Origin of the sequence: Enterobacter ludwigii (genome assembly GCA_023023105.1) — a bacterium.
Classification (GTDB): Bacteria; Pseudomonadota; Gammaproteobacteria; order Enterobacterales; family Enterobacteriaceae; genus Enterobacter; species Enterobacter adelaidei.
The window spans coordinates 315,345-334,185 of the sequence record CP083824.1 but is presented as its reverse complement, the minus strand read 5'-3'; the positions used below and the strand labels follow the sequence as shown (position 1 = coordinate 334,185).

Here is an 18,841-nt window from a genome sequence, read left to right as displayed (position 1 = left end):
GGTGCTCCAGTGGCTTCTGTTTCTATCAGCTGTCCCTCCTGTTCAGCTACTGAAGGCGTGGTGCGTAACGGTAAAAGTACTGCCGGACATCAGCGCTATCTCTGCTCTCACTGCCGTAAAACATGGCAGCTACAGTTCACTTACACCGCTTCTCAACCCGGTACGCATCAGAAAATCATTGATATGGCCATGAATGGCGTCGGATGTCGCGCCAGTGCACGCATTATGGGCGTTGGCCTCAACACGATTTTACGACACTTAAAAAACTCAGGCCGCAGTCGGTAAACTCACGCATACAACCGGGCAGTGACGTCATTGTTTGCGCGGAAATGGACGAACAGTGGGGTTACGTCGGCGCTAAATCACGCCAGCGCTGGTTGTTTTACGCGTATGACAGGATACGGAGGACGGTTGTGGCGCACGTATTCGGTGAACGCACGTTGGCCACGCTGGAGCGTCTTCTGGGCCTGCTGTCGGCCTTTGAGGTCGTGGTATGGATGACGGATGGCTGGCCGCTGTATGAATCACGCCTGAAGGGAGAACTGCACGTTATCAGCAAGCGATATACGCAGCGCATTGAGCGGCATAACCTGAATCTGAGGCAGCATCTGGCAAGGCTGGGCAGGAAGTCACTGTCGTTCTCAAAATCGGTGGAGCTGCATGACAAAGTCATCGGGCATTATCTGAACATAAAACACTATCAGTAAGTTGGAGTCATTACCAAAGTTTGCATAACACCCCACTTTGCAATTGCGTATAGCCAGGGTGCTGCGGAGGAAATAAGGCGCGGCCAATATTCTCTTTCCAGTAGATCACCCGCCATGATCGGTGATGCCGCTGGAGCAGGGTACCTGCCAGAAAATCGGCGGCTTCAAAAGAGTGGCAGGCCACCTCACCTGCGCAGACGACACGGTGCAGCCCGTCATTATCATTAACGCTTACCCAGGCCAGGCTCGCCCCCAGCGAGCGATTGATCGTCTCCAGCATTTCTGCCAGTGAACACTGAGTGTGAAGCTGGGGCATCAACTTAGCCAGCGCATGCAAAGCCTGCATGCTGTCATTAACAATCTCACATCGTTTTTTTTTCATCTTTTTGCCGATTATCACGCGATAAACCGGACGCAACTGTCTTCAGGTTCAAAAACCGGTCAGCCAGAGCTGGAGGCTGAAAATCAGCACAACGAAATGAAACGACTGTTGTGTGTAATTAAAAACGGACAAAGAAATAAAAATAATAATAAAATTCAAAAACCTGAAAGGTTAGCTGCGAGTAAATTAATATGTCCACTCAAGCATAATCTATAGGTTTATTGCTGTAAACGTTGTACAACAGGCGCCGTCTTGCAGAGGTTTTGCTATCTCGATGAATTCATTATGAAGAGTAGGGGAAAAGGGTTTATTAGCCAGCAAAGATATATTTTCTATCTGATACCTATCCATTTCATACAGCTATGAATCCTTCAATTTTCATCATCCTGACACTGGCGAATAAATCATCAAATGTGATATGGTTCACATATCTTATGTAATTAAAAACACTGTTTCATTCAGTGAGTCTGTTTTGTAGAGGATGGGTTTTATGGCAACCATTACTACCAGCATGGTTCTCTTACGCTGGCCGTTGTTGAGTGCGGTATTGATGTTTTTAGCCAGTACGCTGAACATTCAGTTTCGTAAGTCTGATTACGCTGGCCTTGCTATCATCAGCACCCTGCTTGGGCTGGGTGCAGCCTGCTGGTTTGCAACGGGCCTGCTTGGCATCACCCTGCTGGATATCGCTGCCGTCTGGGAAAATATTAAAGTGGTGATGGTTGAAGCGATGAGCCACACGCCACCAGACTGGCCGATGGTGATTACCTGATCCCTTACGGAATAAAAAACCCAGACTATTGTCTGGGTTTTTTGTTTGGATATCAGGGGATCAGAACGGAATATCGTCGTCGAAATCCATTGGTGGCTCGTTAGACGGTGCAGGAGCAGACTGCTGCTGCGGGCGAGACTGTGCGCCACCGCTAAACTGGTTGCCACCCTGCGGCTGCTGAGGCTGACCCCAACCGCCCTGCTGCTGGCCGCCACCTGCTGGTGCGCCACCGCCCTGACGGCCACCCAGCATCTGCATGGTGCCGCCAACGTTTACCACAACTTCAGTAGTGTATTTCTCAGCTCCGGACTGATCGGTCCATTTGCGGGTACGCAGCTGGCCTTCGATATACACCTGAGAACCTTTACGCAGATATTCACCGGCCACTTCTGCCAGTTTGCCAAACAGCACAACGCGGTGCCATTCAGTCTGCTCTTTCATCTCACCGGTCGCTTTATCACGCCAGGATTCGGAAGTAGCCAGCGTAATGTTGGCAACTGCGCCACCACTCGGCATGTAGCGTACTTCCGGGTCCTGGCCCAGATTACCGACGAGAATCACCTTGTTTACGCCTCTGCTGGCCATGTTCGTGTCTCCTGAATACGTTTCTTAATAGTGTAAACGCGCGAGTGTACCATTTCCACGCTGCATTTTGATAGCTGCGAGATGGATTCCAGAGTTCTCGTGCGAACGCTACATTGTTACATAGCCAATCGGAAAATGCATTCCAATACTGTATATTCAAACAGGTTAAATTGTGTCATAATTAGCCGTTTCTGACAGCCGTTTGTCCTTCAAACAAACCAGGCAATCCGTGTTCCAACCGGGAAAGGTGAATGGATAAGATCGAAGTTCGGGGCGCCCGCACCCACAATCTCAAGAATATCAACCTCATAATCCCTCGCGACAAACTCATCGTCGTGACCGGGCTTTCGGGGTCTGGCAAATCCTCACTGGCTTTCGACACTTTATATGCCGAAGGACAGCGTCGTTACGTTGAATCACTCTCTGCGTACGCGCGTCAGTTCCTGTCGCTGATGGAAAAACCGGATGTCGACCACATTGAAGGGTTGTCCCCTGCTATCTCTATTGAGCAGAAGTCCACCTCGCACAACCCGCGTTCAACGGTCGGTACCATTACCGAAATTCACGACTACCTGCGTCTGCTGTATGCCCGTGTGGGTGAGCCGCGCTGCCCGGACCACGACGTCCCGCTGGCGGCCCAGACCGTGAGCCAGATGGTGGATAACGTGCTGTCGCAGCCGGAAGGCAAACGCCTGATGCTGCTGGCCCCCATCATTAAAGAGCGTAAAGGCGAACACACCAAAACGCTGGAAAACCTCGCAAGCCAGGGTTATATCCGCGCCCGTATCGACGGTGAAGTGTGTGATCTGTCAGATCCCCCCAAGCTGGAGCTGCAGAAAAAGCACACCATCGAAGTGGTGATTGACCGCTTCAAAGTACGTGACGATCTCGCGACGCGTCTGGCGGAATCCTTTGAAACGGCGCTGGAACTCTCCGGCGGCACGGCCGTGGTCTCCGACATGGACGATCCGAAAGCAGAAGAGCTGCTCTTCTCCGCTAACTTTGCCTGCCCGATTTGCGGCTACAGCATGCGCGAGCTGGAACCGCGCCTGTTTTCGTTCAACAACCCGGCGGGCGCGTGTCCGACGTGTGACGGCCTGGGCGTTCAGCAGTATTTCGACCCGGATCGTGTGATCCAGAACCCAGAACTGTCCCTGGCAGGCGGGGCCATTCGCGGCTGGGACAAGCGTAACTTCTACTACTTCCAGATGCTGAAATCGCTGGCAGAGCACTATAAGTTCGATGTTGAAGCCCCGTGGGCCAGCCTGAGCCCGAGTGTGCACAAAGTGATCCTGTTCGGTTCCGGCAAAGAGAACATCGAGTTCAAGTACATGAACGATCGCGGTGATACCTCTGTGCGTCGCCACCCGTTTGAAGGTGTGCTGCACAACATGGAGCGCCGTTACAAAGAGACCGAATCCAGCGCGGTACGCGAAGAACTGGCGAAATTCATCAGCAACCGCTCGTGCGCCACCTGTGACGGCACGCGTCTGCGTCGCGAAGCGCGCCACGTCTTTGTCGAAAATACGGCGCTGCCGACCATCTCAGACATGAGCATCGGCCACGCGATGGACTTCTTCAACAACCTGAAGCTCTCCGGACAGCGCGCGAAAATCGCCGAGAAAGTGCTGAAAGAGATCGGCGATCGTTTGAAATTCCTGGTGAACGTCGGCCTGAACTACCTGACGCTTTCACGCTCCGCTGAAACGCTCTCCGGCGGTGAAGCCCAGCGTATCCGTCTTGCCAGCCAGATCGGCGCAGGTTTAGTCGGCGTGATGTACGTCCTGGATGAGCCGTCTATCGGCCTGCACCAGCGTGATAACGAACGTCTGCTCGGCACGCTGATCCACCTGCGTAACCTCGGTAACACGGTAATTGTGGTTGAGCACGACGAAGACGCGATCCGCGCCGCTGACCACGTTATCGACATTGGCCCGGGCGCAGGCGTGCATGGCGGCCAGGTGGTCGCGGAAGGGACGCTGAAAGATATCATGGCGGTACCTGAATCGTTGACCGGCCAGTACATGAGCGGCAAGCGCAAGATCGACGTGCCGAAACAGCGCGTGGCAGCAAACCCGGAAAAAGTCCTGAAGCTGACAGGTGCACGCGGCAACAACCTGAAAGACGTCACCCTGACGCTGCCTGTCGGGCTGTTTACCTGTATTACTGGCGTGTCCGGTTCAGGTAAATCAACGCTTATCAACGATACGCTATTCCCGATTGCACAGACGGCACTGAACGGCGCAACGCTTGCCGAGCCAGCACCGTACCGCGATATTCAAGGTCTGGAGCATTTCGACAAGGTTATCGACATCGACCAGAGCCCGATTGGCCGTACCCCACGTTCTAACCCGGCGACCTATACTGGCGTCTTTACGCCTGTACGTGAACTCTTTGCTGGCGTACCGGAATCTCGTTCACGCGGCTATACACCAGGACGTTTCAGCTTCAACGTGCGTGGTGGGCGCTGTGAAGCGTGCCAGGGCGACGGAGTGATCAAAGTTGAGATGCACTTCCTGCCGGATATCTACGTGCCGTGCGACCAGTGCAAAGGCAAACGCTATAACCGCGAAACGCTGGAAATTAAGTACAAAGGCAAGACTATCCATGAAGTGCTGGATATGACCATTGAAGAAGCACGTGAGTTCTTCGATGCCGTCCCGGCGCTGGCGCGTAAGCTGCAAACGTTAATGGATGTGGGGCTGACCTATATCCGTCTCGGACAGTCAGCAACGACGCTCTCGGGTGGTGAAGCGCAGCGCGTGAAGCTGGCGCGTGAGCTGTCGAAACGCGGCACCGGTCAGACGCTCTACATTCTGGATGAGCCAACCACCGGCCTGCACTTTGCCGATATCCAGCAGTTGCTGGACGTTCTGCATCAGCTCAGAGATCAGGGCAACACCATTGTGGTCATTGAACACAACCTGGACGTGATTAAAACCGCGGACTGGATTGTCGATCTTGGCCCGGAAGGCGGTAGCGGCGGCGGTGAAATCCTCGTCTCCGGGACGCCAGAGACCGTTGCAGAGTGCGAAGCCTCGCACACCGCACGCTTCCTTAAACCGTTGCTGTAATTGTCACACGGAAAGCTGCTGTCGGGTCGTTTCCGGCAGCAGTTCAACCGCCTGCTTGTACGATGCATCCACCAGATAGTAAATTTGCGAGCCCGGCAGAGAACCGTCGAGGTAGACAGTGCTCCAGTGAGCCTTGTTGAGATGCTGGCTCGGTCGGACGTCATGGTGCTGCTGACGTAATAAATCAGCCAGTTCCGGGCTGGTTTTCAGTGCAGCCGCCGGACGGCCTTCAACCTCTTTCACCATCGCAAACAGCACGTCAGCCACTTTGATCTGCGTGGCTTTCCAGTCGCTGTGGACGCTTTGTTCCGCGCCGGGCTTACTCATGCAGTACTGGAGTATCTCCGAAATTGTCATCTTAGCTCCCCTCTAAATGGGTTGGACACGGCCTGAGTTCCTGCCTCTTTAAGTGTGCAGCAAGACGACAAAAGGTAAACCCGGCAGGCGTGATTTGTACAAAAAACCAGCATACCTCAGTATTCAGAATTAACAATCACCTCTTCACCAAATTTCCCGGCCATCGGCAGTGGTCGATAGGTCGAATTAGAGGCGCGTAACACCCTGATCCCTCTTGCCCCTACATCATGCGCAGCGGTGATATCGTTATCAGAATCGCCATAAAACACTTTGATATTTTTCTGCTCCAGCCACTGCGTTTTGCTGTTCTGACCGGGTTTATCTCCCGCAAAAATGACCGGATTCATGTTGGCGGCAGGGATCAGAAAATCGTCCTGCAAGGTTTTAGATACTGTTTCCGTTTTGGTCTGGCTGCGTCCGGTAACAAAGTAAATGCTGTCGCCGCGCTTAACATGCATGGCAATAAGCGATCGGGCGACCTCTTTCGGGATACTGAACTCATCCCAGCCGTTGTTCATTTTTTCCCAGAACTCCGGGTTTTTCAGATAGTCTTCGCTGTCCGGTGAATATGTTTTCTTACCGCGCCAGAAACCCGGGCTTGAGAACAGGACGGTATCGTCAATATCGAAGCCCACGGCCATTGGCGGACGCCCCATCAGACTATTTTCGATTTGTGCCACAGAGACCCAGTGAACAGGCGCCTGCTCGGCAAGGATGGCGGCGGTGGTTCCGGTGTAAAGCGGTGTCGGTGCGGAGGCTCGCGCAACGACTGCGCTATTAAGCGAGAACAATAAGCAGGCGGCGCTGAGCGCCAGTGTGATCTTGCGCATGTTTTCCCCTGAATATTCAGTTTGTTATCGTTTTATTTTGAGCGAATGGTCAAAAAACTATCCGACCATAACCCCAGCGGGAAGCGAAGGAAAGGAGTTTTTGCTTATGGATCAGCGAAAAAGAAGAAAGATCACATTCTCTCTTCTGAAAGAAGAGAGAATGTGATCACTTACTTACATTACAGCGGCAAAGGCCTTCGCCACGCGCTGAACATTGCTGGCATTCAGCCCCGCCACGCACATACGGCCGCTGGCAATCAGATAGACGCCGAACTCTTCGCGCAGACGATCGACCTGAGCGGCACTCAGGCCGGTATAGCTGAACATCCCGCGCTGCTTGAGCAGATAGTCGAAGTTATGGCCCGGCACGGCCTCTTTCAGGACGTTAACCAGCTCCTGACGCATCGCCAGAATGCGCGTACGCATTGATTCCACTTCAGCAAGCCAGGATGCTTTCAGTTGCGCATCACCAAGAACCGTGGCGACGACCTGCGCACCAAAGTTTGGCGGGCTGGAGTAAATGCGGCGCACCGTCGCCTTCAGTTGACCCAGCACGCGGCTGGCGGCTTCGGCATCTTCACACACCACGGACAGACCGCCGACGCGTTCGCCGTACAGAGAGAAGATTTTAGAGAAAGAGTTACTCACCAGCGCCGGCAGACCTGCGCTGGTAACGGCGCGAATGGCGTAAGCATCTTCTTCCATGCCTGCGCCAAAGCCCTGATAGGCAATGTCGAGGAACGGGATCAGATTACGCGCTTTCAGTACCTCAATTATTGCATCCCACTGGTCATTAGTGAGGTCCGCGCCGGTCGGGTTATGGCAACATGGATGCAGCAGCACAATACTGCGCTCCGGCAAGGTGTGCAGTTTTTCCAGTAATGCCTCTACACGCACACCGTTGGTTTCGTTGTCGAACCACGGATAGGTCGCGACCTTAAAGCCTGCGCCTTCAAAAATCGCAACATGGTTTTCCCACGTAGGATCGCTGACCCACACCCCGGAATCCGGGAAGTATTTTTTCAGGAAGTCTGCGCCGACTTTTAGCGCACCCGATCCGCCAAGCGTCTGGATGGTGGCGACACGTTTTTGCGCGAGCACCGGATGATCGGCACCAAACAGCAGCGGCGCGATAGTGTTACGGTAAGTATTTAACCCTTCCATCGGCAGATAAAGCGATGCGCCATGTGGTACAGCGTTAAGGCGTGCTTCAGCTTCGGCAACGGCTTTTAATTGAGGAATAATGCCATCCTCGTTGTAATACAGACCGATGCTGAGGTTCACTTTGTCGCTGCGAGGATCTTCTTTGAAACGCTCCATTAAGGAGAGAATGGGGTCGCCGGCATAGGCGTCAACTTTCTGAAACACGCGATGATTCTCCGGAATTCGATGAGGCAGGAATTTCAACAATAAACCGGATATGGCAGAAGATCGAGGGGATGTTAATAAACGTGGAGTGAGAGTAACACTCTCACTCCAGCTATAAGTTAATCTATGTACTTCATCGCCACCCGTGATGTCAGGCGTGTAATAAGTTCGTAAGCACTCACTTTCGTGATTTCAGCAATGCGTTCAACGGGCAAGCCTTCACCCCACATCACCACAGCGTCACCCGCTTTCTCCTGTGCTTCCGGCCCCAGATCGACGCAAATCATGTCCATCGCCACGCGACCAACAATCTTCACTTCACGGCCATTGACCAACACTGGCGTACCCGACGGTGCGGCACGTGGATAGCCGTCACCATAACCCATCGCCACAACGCCCAACCGGGTATCACGCTCGCTGATCCAGGTTCCACCGTAGCCTACGGGTTCACCCGCTTTGTGCTCACGCACGGCAATCAGGTTAGACACCAATGACATCACCGGCTGGAAGCCAAAATCCGGTCCCCAGGGTTTGTTCTCCAGCGGCGATACGCCGTAAAGAATAATGCCCGGACGCGCCCAGTCGAAGTGGGATTGTGGCCACAGCAAAATACCGCCAGACGCGGCAATAGAGCGCATTCCCGGCTTACCTTCGCAGAAGGTATTAAAGATATCGAGCTGTTGTTCGGTCGCACCACATTCAGGCTCGTCGGCACGAGCAAAGTGACTGACGATGTTCACTGGCTGGCGCACATTTTTGCACTGGCATAAACGCTGATAAAACGCTTGTGCGTTTTCCGGACGGACGCCCAGTCGGTGCATGCCCGTATCGAGCTTCATCCACACGGTTACCGGCTCGCTCAGTTCGGCGGTCTCCAGCGCAGCCAGCTGTTCTTCGTTGTGAACGGCGGTGTGCAGGTGCTGATCGGCAATAGTGGGCAAATCAGTGGCTTCGAAAAAGCCTTCCAGCAGCAAAATGGGTTGTGTGATCCCACCCGCACGCAGTCGGATGGCTTCTTCAAGACGGGCGACGCCAAAGGCGTCGGCATCGGGGAGCGTTCGCGCGGTCTCAAGAAGACCGTGTCCGTAAGCGTTCGCTTTCACGACTGCAACGAGCTTACTGGCGGGAGCCAGTTCACGCAGACGTTGCAGGTTGTGTCGCAGAGCGCGGCGGTTAATGACTACTGTTGCCGCTTGCATTTGAATTCCTTAGAAATTACTCATCATCATATTGAGGACCGGCATAGTTGTCGAAACGCGACCACTGTCCGTTAAAGGTCAAACGTACCGTACCGATTGGGCCGTTACGTTGCTTACCAATAATAATTTCGGCGATCCCTTTCAGGTCGCTGTTCTCGTGATAAACCTCATCACGGTAAATAAACATGATTAAGTCAGCATCCTGCTCGATGGAGCCAGACTCACGCAGGTCGGAGTTGACCGGGCGTTTGTCGGCGCGTTGTTCCAGGGAGCGGTTAAGCTGGGAGAGCGCCACCACCGGCACGTGTAGCTCTTTGGCTAATGCCTTGAGCGAGCGGGAAATCTCTGCAATTTCCAGCGTACGGTTGTCGGAGAGCGACGGCACACGCATCAGCTGGAGATAGTCAATCATGATAAGGCCAATACCGCCGTGTTCACGGGCGATACGGCGCGCGCGGGAGCGCACTTCCGTCGGTGTCAGGCCGGAGGAGTCATCGATATAGATATTGCGTTTATCCAGCAGAATCCCCATTGTGCCGGAGATCCGCGCCCAGTCTTCATCGTCGAGCTGGCCGGTACGGATACGGGTCTGATCCACGCGAGACAGCGACGCTAGGGAACGCATCATGATCTGTTCTGATGGCATCTCAAGACTGAAGATTAAAACAGGTTTATCCTGCAACATCGCCGCGTTTTCGACGAGGTTCATCGCAAATGTTGTTTTACCCATTGATGGACGCGCCGCGACGATGATCAAATCCGACGGCTGCAGACCGGCGGTTTTCTTGTTGAGATCGTCATAGCCGGTATTCACACCGGTCACACCATCATGTGGCTGCTGGAACAGCTGTTCGATACGCGCAACGGTAGCATCAAGCACATCGGCGATGTTTTTCGGCCCTTCGTCTTTGTTCGCGCGGCTTTCGGCGATTTTAAAGACGCGGGACTCAGCGAGATCGAGCAGATCTTCACTGGTGCGACCCTGCGGATCAAAACCGGCCTCGGCGATCTCATTCGCCACCGAGATCATCTCACGAACTACAGCACGTTCACGCACGATATCCGCGTAAGCACTGATATTCGCCGCACTTGGCGTGTTTTTCGATAATTCTGCCAGGTAGGCAAACCCACCGACGCTGTCCAGTTGCCCCTGTCGCTCCAGCGATTCCGCAAGTGTGATCAGGTCAATCGGGCTACCCGACTCCTGCAGACGCGCCATTTCGGTAAAGATATGACGATGCGGTCGGGTGTAGAAATCCTCAGACACCACGCGCTCAGCGACGTCGTCCCAGCGTTCGTTATCCAGCATTAAACCGCCCAACACCGACTGTTCCGCTTCAATCGAGTGCGGCGGGACTTTTAAGCCTGCGACCTGGTAATCACGTTCGCGAGGTTCAGTCTGTTTGTTGAAGGGTTTGTTTCCTGCCATAGTGAATGGAGTTACCGAGATAAAGAGTGGGTCGAAAGATTACCATATTTTTCTTACGGAGGGAGCATGGCAACGCGCATTGAATTCCAGAAACACGGTGGGCCAGAAGTGCTGAAAGCGGTGGAATTTACCCCAGTAGCACCAGGCGAAAACGAAGTTCAGGTTGAAAACAAGGCCATAGGTATCAACTACATTGATACCTATATTCGCGGAGGCCTCTACCCGCCTCCGTCACTGCCGAGTGGCCTGGGTACCGAAGCGGCAGGAGTGGTTATCAAAACTGGCCGCGCCGTTAAGCACCTTAAAGAGGGCGATCGCGTGGTGTACGCCCAATCTGCTCTGGGGGCATACAGTTCCGTCCACAACGTCCCGGCGGATAAAGCCGCCCTGCTGCCCAACGCCATCTCCTTTGAGCAAGCTGCAGCCTCATTTCTGAAAGGGCTTACGGTCTATTACCTGCTGCGTAAAACCTACGAAATTAAACCTGACGAGCAGTTCCTGTTCCATGCTGCTGCGGGTGGTGTGGGGCTGATCGCGTGTCAGTGGGCAAAAGCGCTGGGGGCGAAACTGATCGGTACCGTGGGCAACGCGCAAAAAGCGCAGCGCGCATTGCAGGCGGGAGCCTGGCAGGTGATTAACTATCGTGAAGAGAACATCGTCGAGCGGCTGAAAGAAATCACCAACGGCAAAAAAGTGCGGGTGGTGTATGACTCGGTAGGGAAAGACACCTGGGAAGCGTCTCTCGATTGCCTGCAGCGCCGCGGGCTAATGGTGAGCTTCGGGAATGCATCAGGCGCTGTGACCGGGGTTAACCTTGGTATTCTGAACCAGAAAGGCTCACTGTATGTGACTCGCCCTTCGCTGCAAGGTTACATCACTAACCGGGAAGAGCTTGAGGAAGCCAGTAACGAGCTGTTCTCGCTGATCGCCAGTGGGGTGATTAAAGTGGATGTGGCAGATGCACAGAAATATCCGCTTGCCGATGCACAGCGCGCGCATGAGGTACTTGAGAGCAGGGTGACGGAGGGTTCAAGTCTGTTAATTCCCTGAATCCAGAAAAGAAATTGGGCTTCCCTGAGGAAGCCCTTTCTTTTTTTAGTTCGGCTGTATGTAGGGTACAGCTCGATGAATTCTTTAGCGGCAGTCATAGTGACAGATTCGATAAGTAAATCCTATTCTGTTCTAAGCAATGCCACCAGAAAAGTTACAAGTATGTGACGAACCCCTCAATACCTTAGTAACGAAAGCGGTTATTGCTCTGATAAGTGGACACTTTTGGCGTTTTAATCGCCCGTATCACCCACACCACCACAATAGCCAGCAGTAGCCACGGCAACAGCTTGATCGTCAGGGCAAATAATCCGCCGATAAACATCACCACCGTGGCGACAACGATAGCGGCCAGAATGCCGAGCAGCGAAACGCCTGTGGCTAATAGCATGACGAAAAAGCCAATCACAAAAAGTAGTTCCAGCATATTTTTCTCCCACACGCTCCTGAGTAATGCAGTAACCATTACAAAAAGCATGCCAAAACTAACTCATTGTTCTTAAAGCAAAACGCCCCGCAAAGATTTGCAGGGCGTGGTGAATTTGACCATCTTTTAGCGAAATTTATCGCTTATCAGCCACCAGTCTCAGCGCATGTTCCAGCACCTCGATGTCGGCACCGGCTTTATGCGCGTTCTCGCTCAGGTAACGTCGCCACTGACGCGCTCCCGGAATACCCTGGAAAAGGCCAAGCATGTGGCGGGTGATATGGCCAAGATATGTGCCGTTGCTCAGCTCGCGTTCGATGTACGGATACATGGCACGAACTACCGCAACCGGATCGGTATCTGCGCCTTCTACACCGTAGATTTCGCGATCGACCGTCGCCAGAATGCCCGGGTTCTGATACGCCTCGCGCCCGACCATCACGCCATCCATATGTTCCAGATGCGCTTTGGCCTCTTCCAGCGACTTGATGCCACCGTTGATTGACATCGTCAGGTGCGGGAAGTCACGCTTCAGCTGATACACGCGCGGGTAGTCCAGCGGCGGGATCTCACGGTTCTCTTTCGGGCTGAGGCCAGAGAGCCAGGCTTTTCGCGCGTGGATGATAAACATCTCGCACTCACCTTTCCCGGATACCGTATTGATAAAGTCGCACAGGAATTCGTAGCTGTCCTGGTCGTCAATGCCGATACGGGTTTTGACCGTGACCGGAATGGAGACGACATCGCGCATCGCCTTAATGCAGTCCGCCACCAGCTGTGCGTTCCCCATCAGGCACGCGCCAAACATACCGTTTTGCACGCGGTCAGACGGGCAGCCAACGTTGAGGTTGATCTCGTCGTAGCCACGCGCTTCTGCCAGCTTCGCGCACTGCGCCAGCGCGGCCGGATCGCTGCCGCCCAGCTGCAGGGCAACCGGATGCTCCTCTTCGCTGTAAGCCAGATAGTCGCCCTTACCGTGAATAATTGCCCCGGTGGTCACCATTTCGGTGTACAGCAGCGTATGGCGGGAGAGCTGACGCAGGAAGTAGCGGCAGTGTCTGTCCGTCCAGTCGAGCATTGGCGCAATGGAGAAACGGTGTGCAGGGAAAGCAGTCTGTAATTCTGACGACATGGCGAAGTTTTAAGCATCTGGTGAAAAGGGGCGCTACTATAGCACAAAGAAAAGCCGGAGGCGCAGCGCCTCCGGTGGACTTTAGAACGTCATGCTCAGTTGCGCCCCCGCGCCCCAGGTTTCGTCTTCACCATACAGACCCATCAGGTCGATATGAACCGTGTTAAGCGGTGCAAAGCCCACACCTGCGGTAAAGACATTGCTGTCATTGTCTTTCACATCAGCACGATAACCTGCGCGAACCGCCAGCCAGCTCAATGGCGTCACTTCCGCACCCACGCCAACATATTGGGAGTTCTCTTCGCTTTTAAAACCTTTGGTTTCGGTCAGGTCACCATCCGCCGTCAGCGTCAGGAGATCGGTATGCCAGGCCGCACCCGCCGTAACGACAGGGCTGATTTGGTAAGTATCGCGCACGCCATCCACCTCTTTGGTGTCGATATCACGCGAGAACAGGTTTTTACCGGTCAAACCCACCGTCCAGTTTTCGCCGAAATCAGCAGCAAGGCCGGCATCAACGTTAAACCCAGTATCGTCGTTGCGATAGCGACTGCTGTTGATATCGCCACTGTCAAAGTTGTAGATCGAGACCGTGTAGTTGTAGAGCCAGGTCTGTTGCAGCTTAGGAGTGATACCCACGGAAACAGGCACGCCGCTGATATCAAACTGACGCGCCACTGCAACGCCATAGTCTGAAACGATTGCAGCACGACCAAAACCCTTTGATTTCAAATCATTCGGGTCAACCCCAAATACGGCCGCCGGAACGGCTTCCACCGCGCGCAATTTGTCGATATCGCCCTGATCGATGTAAGAACTCACGCGAGCACGCGCATTGGCTTTGGCCACGAAAGCCACTGAGAGCACGTCATTAGGAATACTTACAGCGATCCCACCTCCCGCTTTACCGCTGGCGGTTTTCCCTTTCAGTGAATCCAGTTGATCGGCAAGGTCGCCTGCGGCGGCAGAGACCTGCCGCGATGCAGCACTGGAAGGATTAAGGAGATCGATAAGATTGATATTATCCAGGGTCCTGCGATAGGCGCTGACATCATCACTGATGTCATCAATCTTATCGCGCAGGTTGTCTTTGTCTGAAATTTGCGCACCGATAGATGGCAGGATCAGCGTGATACCATCGTCAGGTTTCGCCTTTGCAAGCAACGCCGGGTTGATTAATACCCCGCTGCCATAGCTCCCAGCCGCGACCCCCGTCCCCCCCATCGCATCGCTACGTGCTTCTGTCCAGGTATTGGCTGCTCCGGCCTGATTTGCCATAAACAAGGAGACGGCGATGCTAACCACCGAAAATTTAAAATGTTTTTTCACAGTATGCTCGTCTTATAGTCTGTTATGAAATAACCCCTGTCTGTTATCACTCAAACAGGTACGAACTATTGCTGTGAATAAGTACAAAAAGACCCGCTATTTCCTTAAGTTAAATTCTAACCAGACCTGTTGTAATTTGTGACGGCCCTCAATATTTATAGAAGAGGAAATTATTTTTTCCCAGGTTTTCCATCATGTGGCCCAAAAAACTGGGGCGGGTGATCGACCCAGCGATCTTCTCGCGTGGCGGCATACACTGGGTTGAGCGGATAGTAGATGCGGTTGTGCTTCTTGTTGGCTTCGCCAACTACCAGGAGTCGAACCTCTTCGTCCGTGTTGTTGATAAAGGTGTGGCAGACGCCGGTTCCGGCGGGAAAACCTACGCTATCGCCGGGTTCAAGTTTCCACAAATAGCCATTAATCCAGGCTTCAGGATACCCTTCAAGCACGTAAATGAACTCTTCTTCGTCGCTTTCCGCATGGGGATAGGATGTCCGACGTCCGGGGGGTAAACGCTCATGATGGATACCAATACGCCCTAGCCCGAGCTTGCGAGCCAGCGGCGCACCGATGGAAAAACGCTCGTCGCTGTCGGGATAGGTTGAGTTATCAGCGCCTTCCACGTCGCGCCAGTGTCGAATACAGTCAGGTCTTTTCATTGTTCGTTTCCCGGTTTGCAATGCGTCAGGTATAGCACAGACAGGCGGATCTCGGTGTTTTTACCAGAACATGATAAAGTGAGGGTTTTCCGTCCTATAACATCCGGGGTGCTAAATGGATAAGTCCACAAAAGAGCTGTTAGCGCAGGCCGAAAAGCTCTGCGCGCAACGCAATGTGCGCCTGACTCCGCAGCGCCTTGAGGTATTACGCCTGATGAGCCTGCAACAGGGAGCCATCAGCGCGTACGATCTGCTCGACCTGCTCCGCGAAAGCGAGCCGCAGGCCAAACCGCCTACGGTGTATCGCGCGCTCGATTTTCTGCTGGAACAAGGGTTCGTGCATAAGGTTGAATCCACAAACAGCTATGTGCTGTGCCACCTGTTTGACCAGCCAACCCATACATCAGCCATGTTTATCTGCGACCGCTGCGGCGTGGTAAAAGAAGAAGGGGCTGAAGGTGTTGAAGACATTATGCATACGCTGGCGGCCAAAATGGGCTTTGCCTTGCGTCATAATGTTATTGAAGCACATGGGCTGTGCTCTGCCTGTGTCGAGGTGGAATCATGCAGCCATCACGATAAGTGCCAGCACGACCACACAATCGTTGTGAAGAAAAAACCTCGCTAGCAATGAAAAAGGCGGCTCATGGCCGCCCTCAGGGTGTACTTCCTTGTACTTTCGGGTATAACCCGGTTACCAGCGGTAGTCGTTGCGTTTTTCCCAGTCGCCAACTTCCTTTTCCGCCTGGTCTTTTGCGTAGCCGTAGCGTTCCTGGATTTTACCGACAAGCTGATCGCGTTTACCTTCAATGACGGTCATATCGTCATCTGTCAGCTTCCCCCACTGCTCTTTCGCTTTACCTTTGAACTGCTTCCAGTTGCCGCTGATTTCGTCTTTATTCATCATCGTGTCCTCTTGTTAAGCGTCGGGTCGCAACGTCCGTTACGTTCTTTTCTGCTGGACGTGATAATAATTGTAGTTAAGGATTCTGCAGCTATTTTGATATTCGGAATCTTTAACCGTCACGATATATCGTGATGGGAAGGCAACCAGGTATTATTTCGCCAGTGACGGCGCCAGATAAAGGCCAGAGACAGGCCCCGCAACGAGAGGAAAACGGCCAACGCCAGCCACAAACCATGATTGCCAAGCCAGGGAAGCGTCAGCAGCGTCAGACCAAACCCTGCAGCTGCCACCGCCATACTGTTACGCATTTCGGCTCCGCGCGTAGCCCCAATGAACATGCCGTCCAGCAGATAACACCAGACACCGACCACCGGTAAGATCACCTGCCAGATGAGATAGTGGCTCGCCAGTTCACGCAGTGTGGGAAGTGAGGTGAGTAATGCAATGATCTGCTCACCAAAAACGGCATAAACCAGCGCAAATGCCAGTGCCACCAGCCCCGACTGACGACAGGCTGCCCGCCAGACATCCTGAAGCTGCCCGCTTTCGCGCGCACCGTACGCCTGCCCGGAATGTGCTTCCACAGCATAGGCAAAACCGTCCAGCGCGTAGGCGGTAAAGGTCAGTAGCGTCATCAATACGGCATTGACCGCGACGATGTCTGGCCCCAGCCGAGCCCCGAAAACCGTCAGCGCACCGAAACAGAGCTGAAGGAAAAGTGAGCGCAGCATGATGTCGCGGTTGAGTGCCAGCAGCTTACGGATATTGCCGCGCCATGCGGTTTTGAGTAGCGCAAGAGAGATCCCGCGCATCGCCAGCACGCGCCAGACCATCCACAGACCGATGATAAAAGTCCCGTATTCGGCAATTGCCGTCGCCAGTGCAGCCCCCTGCACGTTCATATGCAGACCCATTACCAGCCAGACATCAAGCACAATGTTGAGAAGGTTTCCCACCACCAGCAAAATGACGGGCGCGCGGGCATACTGCACGCCCAGTAACCATCCCAGCAGAACCAGGTTAGCCAGCGATGCCGGCGCACTGAGCCAGCGGATTTCAAGGAAACGTCTCGCCTGCTCCAGCACCGCCTCGTTACCGCCAACGATGTGAAGCGCGAGGTCAATCAGGGGCGAGCGCAATACAACGATTAATGCCCCCGCACCAAGCGCCAGAATGAGCGGCTGCACCAGCGCGCGCGCCAGACGCAGCGGATCTCTGGCACCATACGCCTGTGCCGTGAGCCCGGTAGTACTCATGCGCAAAAAGAGCAGCAGCATAAACAGGAAGCTGGTTGCCGTCGCGCCAATCGCCACGCCGCCAAGATAAACAGGTGAATCCAGATGACCAATAACAGCAGTATCGACCAGACCCAGCAAGGGCACGGTAATATTGGAGAAAATCATCGGCAGTGCAAGACGCCACAATGCCTTATCTGATGCCGTCAGCAGTGACATGAAAAATACCGGGAGAGGTAAAGGAAGCAGGCTACAGCAACGCCGTAGCCTGTCAGGAAGAGATTACAGCCATTCGCCGTTGCGAATCACCCCTACTGCCAGCCCTTCGATAGAGAAGTTCTGTTCGCGAAGATCCACCACAATCGGGGAGAATTCGCTGTTTTCAGGCAGCAGCTGTACGGTATTACCCTGTTTTTTCAGACGCTTAACGGTCACTTCGTCATCAATACGCGCGACCACAACCTGGCCGTTTCGCACATCCTGCGTTTTGTGAACCGCAAGCAGATCACCGTCAAGAATACCGATGTCTTTCATCGACATGCCGCTTACGCGCAGCAGGAAATCAGCGCTCGGTTTAAACATCCCCGGATCGACCTGGTAGTGGCCTTCAATATGCTGCTGTGCCAGTAAAGGCTCACCGGCAGCAACACGCCCCACCAGCGGAATGCCCGTCTCTTCTTCCACCAGCAGGCGGATACCGCGTGACGCGCCCGAAACAATCTCAATCACGCCCTTACGCGCCAGCGCTTTCAGGTGTTCTTCGGCAGCATTCGGAGAACGGAAGCCCAGACGCTGAGCGATTTCCGCACGCGTGGGTGGCATACCCGTCTGGCCGATATGATCCCGGATGAGATCAAACACCTCTTGCTGCCTGGTCGTTAACGCTTTCATTCCGCCCCCTGGGTGTATATACAGTTATGCTGTGAGTATATACAGTCAAAGGCGATTTTGGAACCAAAAACTGCACAAAAAACCAGGGACTTAATTATTCCTCGAGGCTCATCGGAAATGTGACCAAAGCAGCGTGACCCAGGTAATGACCGCAGTAATAATCGCCAGCAACACGGCAGCGGAACCCATGTCTTTTGCCCGGCCAGAGAGCTCGTGGAAATCTGAACCAATCCGGTCAACAACGGCCTCAATAGCGCTATTGAGAATTTCCACTATCATCACCAACAGTACGGAGCCGATGAGAAGAACGCGTGTTATTGCATCAATATCAAGGAAGCAGGCGATAATCACCGCGATGATAGCGGCGACGCCCTCCTGGCGAAAGGCGGCTTCATTGATCCATGCGGCACGGAAACCTTTCCAGGAATAGCCGGCGGCTTTGATGATTCGGGTTAACCCAGTGGTATTATTGGCCATTAAAAGAACCTTTTATTGGAAATAGCGTCAG

The 18,841-nt window shown here is 53.7% G+C and carries 20 protein-coding genes; 5 read left to right on the top strand and 15 right to left on the bottom strand.

All coding sequences use genetic code 11. The features are described 5' to 3' along the window. Positions 1–9: 9 nt before the first annotated feature. Positions 10–707 (top strand): IS1 family transposase gene (locus tag LCD46_01530; GenBank protein ID UOY71059.1). Its coding sequence is split into 2 segments (ribosomal slippage): positions 10–259 and positions 259–707, totalling 699 coding nucleotides; the frame shifts between segments, so codons are not numbered across the junction. Between the two features lie 10 nt (positions 708–717). On the opposite strand, the gene LCD46_01525 is transcribed toward LCD46_01530, so the two are convergent. Then, positions 718–1,089, bottom strand: coding sequence for a hypothetical protein (locus tag LCD46_01525; protein ID UOY71058.1), 372 nt, complete (start codon positions 1,087–1,089; stop codon positions 718–720). Positions 1,090–1,579: 490 nt separating this feature from the next. Between LCD46_01525 and LCD46_01520 the strand changes: the two genes are divergently transcribed. After that, positions 1,580–1,861 carry a YjcB family protein gene (locus LCD46_01520; GenBank protein ID UOY71057.1) on the top strand — a complete coding sequence of 94 codons (282 nt, stop codon included), beginning with the start codon at positions 1,580–1,582 and terminating at the stop codon, positions 1,859–1,861. Between the two features lie 60 nt (positions 1,862–1,921). Here the strand turns inward: LCD46_01520 and ssb1 are convergent, their stop codons facing one another. Continuing rightward, positions 1,922–2,446 carry a single-stranded DNA-binding protein SSB1 gene (gene ssb1, locus LCD46_01515; protein ID UOY71056.1) on the bottom strand — a complete coding sequence of 175 codons (525 nt, stop codon included), beginning with the start codon at positions 2,444–2,446 and terminating at the stop codon, positions 1,922–1,924. Positions 2,447–2,697: 251 nt separating this feature from the next. Here ssb1 and uvrA point away from each other — a divergent pair, with 251 nt between their 5' ends. Next, positions 2,698–5,520 (top strand): excinuclease ABC subunit UvrA, encoded by a 2,823-nt coding sequence (gene uvrA / locus LCD46_01510; protein ID UOY71055.1) that lies wholly within the window; start codon positions 2,698–2,700, stop codon positions 5,518–5,520. Between the two features lie 3 nt (positions 5,521–5,523). Here uvrA and LCD46_01505 read toward each other — a convergent pair whose 3' ends face one another. The 5 genes from LCD46_01505 to dnaB form a co-directional block, all read right to left on the bottom strand. Continuing rightward, positions 5,524–5,877, bottom strand: coding sequence for an MmcQ/YjbR family DNA-binding protein (locus LCD46_01505; GenBank protein UOY71054.1), 354 nt, complete (start codon positions 5,875–5,877; stop codon positions 5,524–5,526). A 116-nt stretch (positions 5,878–5,993) separates the two neighbouring features. Then, entirely contained in the window at positions 5,994–6,707 is a 714-nt protein-coding gene (aphA, locus tag LCD46_01500) for an acid phosphatase AphA (protein ID UOY71053.1), read from the bottom strand. Positions 6,708–6,881: 174 nt separating this feature from the next. Next, on the bottom strand, positions 6,882–8,075 hold the full coding sequence (gene tyrB, locus LCD46_01495; protein UOY71052.1) for an aromatic amino acid transaminase: 1,194 nt from the start codon (positions 8,073–8,075) through the stop codon (positions 6,882–6,884). Positions 8,076–8,194: 119 nt separating this feature from the next. Continuing rightward, positions 8,195–9,274 carry an alanine racemase gene (alr, locus tag LCD46_01490; protein ID UOY71051.1) on the bottom strand — a complete coding sequence of 360 codons (1,080 nt, stop codon included), beginning with the start codon at positions 9,272–9,274 and terminating at the stop codon, positions 8,195–8,197. A 16-nt stretch (positions 9,275–9,290) separates the two neighbouring features. Next, complete coding sequence (dnaB, locus tag LCD46_01485) at positions 9,291–10,703, bottom strand: replicative DNA helicase (GenBank protein ID UOY71050.1); 1,413 nt, start codon at positions 10,701–10,703, stop codon at positions 9,291–9,293. Between the two features lie 66 nt (positions 10,704–10,769). Here dnaB and LCD46_01480 point away from each other — a divergent pair, with 66 nt between their 5' ends. Then, positions 10,770–11,753, top strand: a complete 984-nt coding sequence (locus LCD46_01480; protein UOY71049.1) for a quinone oxidoreductase — start codon at positions 10,770–10,772, stop codon at positions 11,751–11,753. Positions 11,754–11,937: 184 nt separating this feature from the next. On the opposite strand, the gene pspG is transcribed toward LCD46_01480, so the two are convergent. The 4 genes from pspG to LCD46_01460 all read right to left on the bottom strand — a co-directional run bounded on the left by pspG (position 11,938) and on the right by LCD46_01460 (position 15,300). Next, complete coding sequence (gene pspG, locus LCD46_01475; GenBank protein ID UOY71048.1) at positions 11,938–12,180, bottom strand: envelope stress response protein PspG; 243 nt, start codon at positions 12,178–12,180, stop codon at positions 11,938–11,940. A 136-nt stretch (positions 12,181–12,316) separates the two neighbouring features. Then, positions 12,317–13,312: a tRNA dihydrouridine(20/20a) synthase DusA gene (gene dusA, locus LCD46_01470; GenBank protein UOY71047.1), complete on the bottom strand. Its 996-nt coding sequence runs from the start codon at positions 13,310–13,312 to the stop codon at positions 12,317–12,319. Positions 13,313–13,393: 81 nt separating this feature from the next. Further along, positions 13,394–14,641, bottom strand: a complete 1,248-nt coding sequence (locus LCD46_01465) for a conjugal transfer protein TraF (protein ID UOY71046.1) — start codon at positions 14,639–14,641, stop codon at positions 13,394–13,396. Between the two features lie 170 nt (positions 14,642–14,811). Next, positions 14,812–15,300: a cupin domain-containing protein gene (locus LCD46_01460; GenBank protein ID UOY71045.1), complete on the bottom strand. Its 489-nt coding sequence runs from the start codon at positions 15,298–15,300 to the stop codon at positions 14,812–14,814. Positions 15,301–15,415: 115 nt separating this feature from the next. Here LCD46_01460 and zur point away from each other — a divergent pair, with 115 nt between their 5' ends. Continuing rightward, the gene (gene zur / locus LCD46_01455; GenBank protein ID UOY71044.1) at positions 15,416–15,928 is read left to right on the top strand and encodes a zinc uptake transcriptional repressor Zur; all 513 of its coding nucleotides are present in this window, start codon (positions 15,416–15,418) and stop codon (positions 15,926–15,928) included. A gap of 66 nt (positions 15,929–15,994) precedes the next feature. Here the strand turns inward: zur and LCD46_01450 are convergent, their stop codons facing one another. The 4 genes from LCD46_01450 to LCD46_01435 all read right to left on the bottom strand — a co-directional run bounded on the left by LCD46_01450 (position 15,995) and on the right by LCD46_01435 (position 18,810). Continuing rightward, complete coding sequence (locus LCD46_01450; GenBank protein ID UOY72868.1) at positions 15,995–16,204, bottom strand: CsbD family protein; 210 nt, start codon at positions 16,202–16,204, stop codon at positions 15,995–15,997. Positions 16,205–16,323: 119 nt separating this feature from the next. Continuing rightward, the gene (gene dinF / locus LCD46_01445) at positions 16,324–17,661 is read right to left on the bottom strand and encodes an MATE family efflux transporter DinF (protein ID UOY71043.1); all 1,338 of its coding nucleotides are present in this window, start codon (positions 17,659–17,661) and stop codon (positions 16,324–16,326) included. 63 nt (positions 17,662–17,724) lie between these two features. Then, positions 17,725–18,333, bottom strand: coding sequence for a transcriptional repressor LexA (lexA, locus tag LCD46_01440; protein UOY71042.1), 609 nt, complete (start codon positions 18,331–18,333; stop codon positions 17,725–17,727). 108 nt (positions 18,334–18,441) lie between these two features. Next, positions 18,442–18,810: a diacylglycerol kinase gene (locus LCD46_01435; protein ID UOY71041.1), complete on the bottom strand. Its 369-nt coding sequence runs from the start codon at positions 18,808–18,810 to the stop codon at positions 18,442–18,444. Between the last annotated feature and the right edge of the window lie 31 nt (positions 18,811–18,841).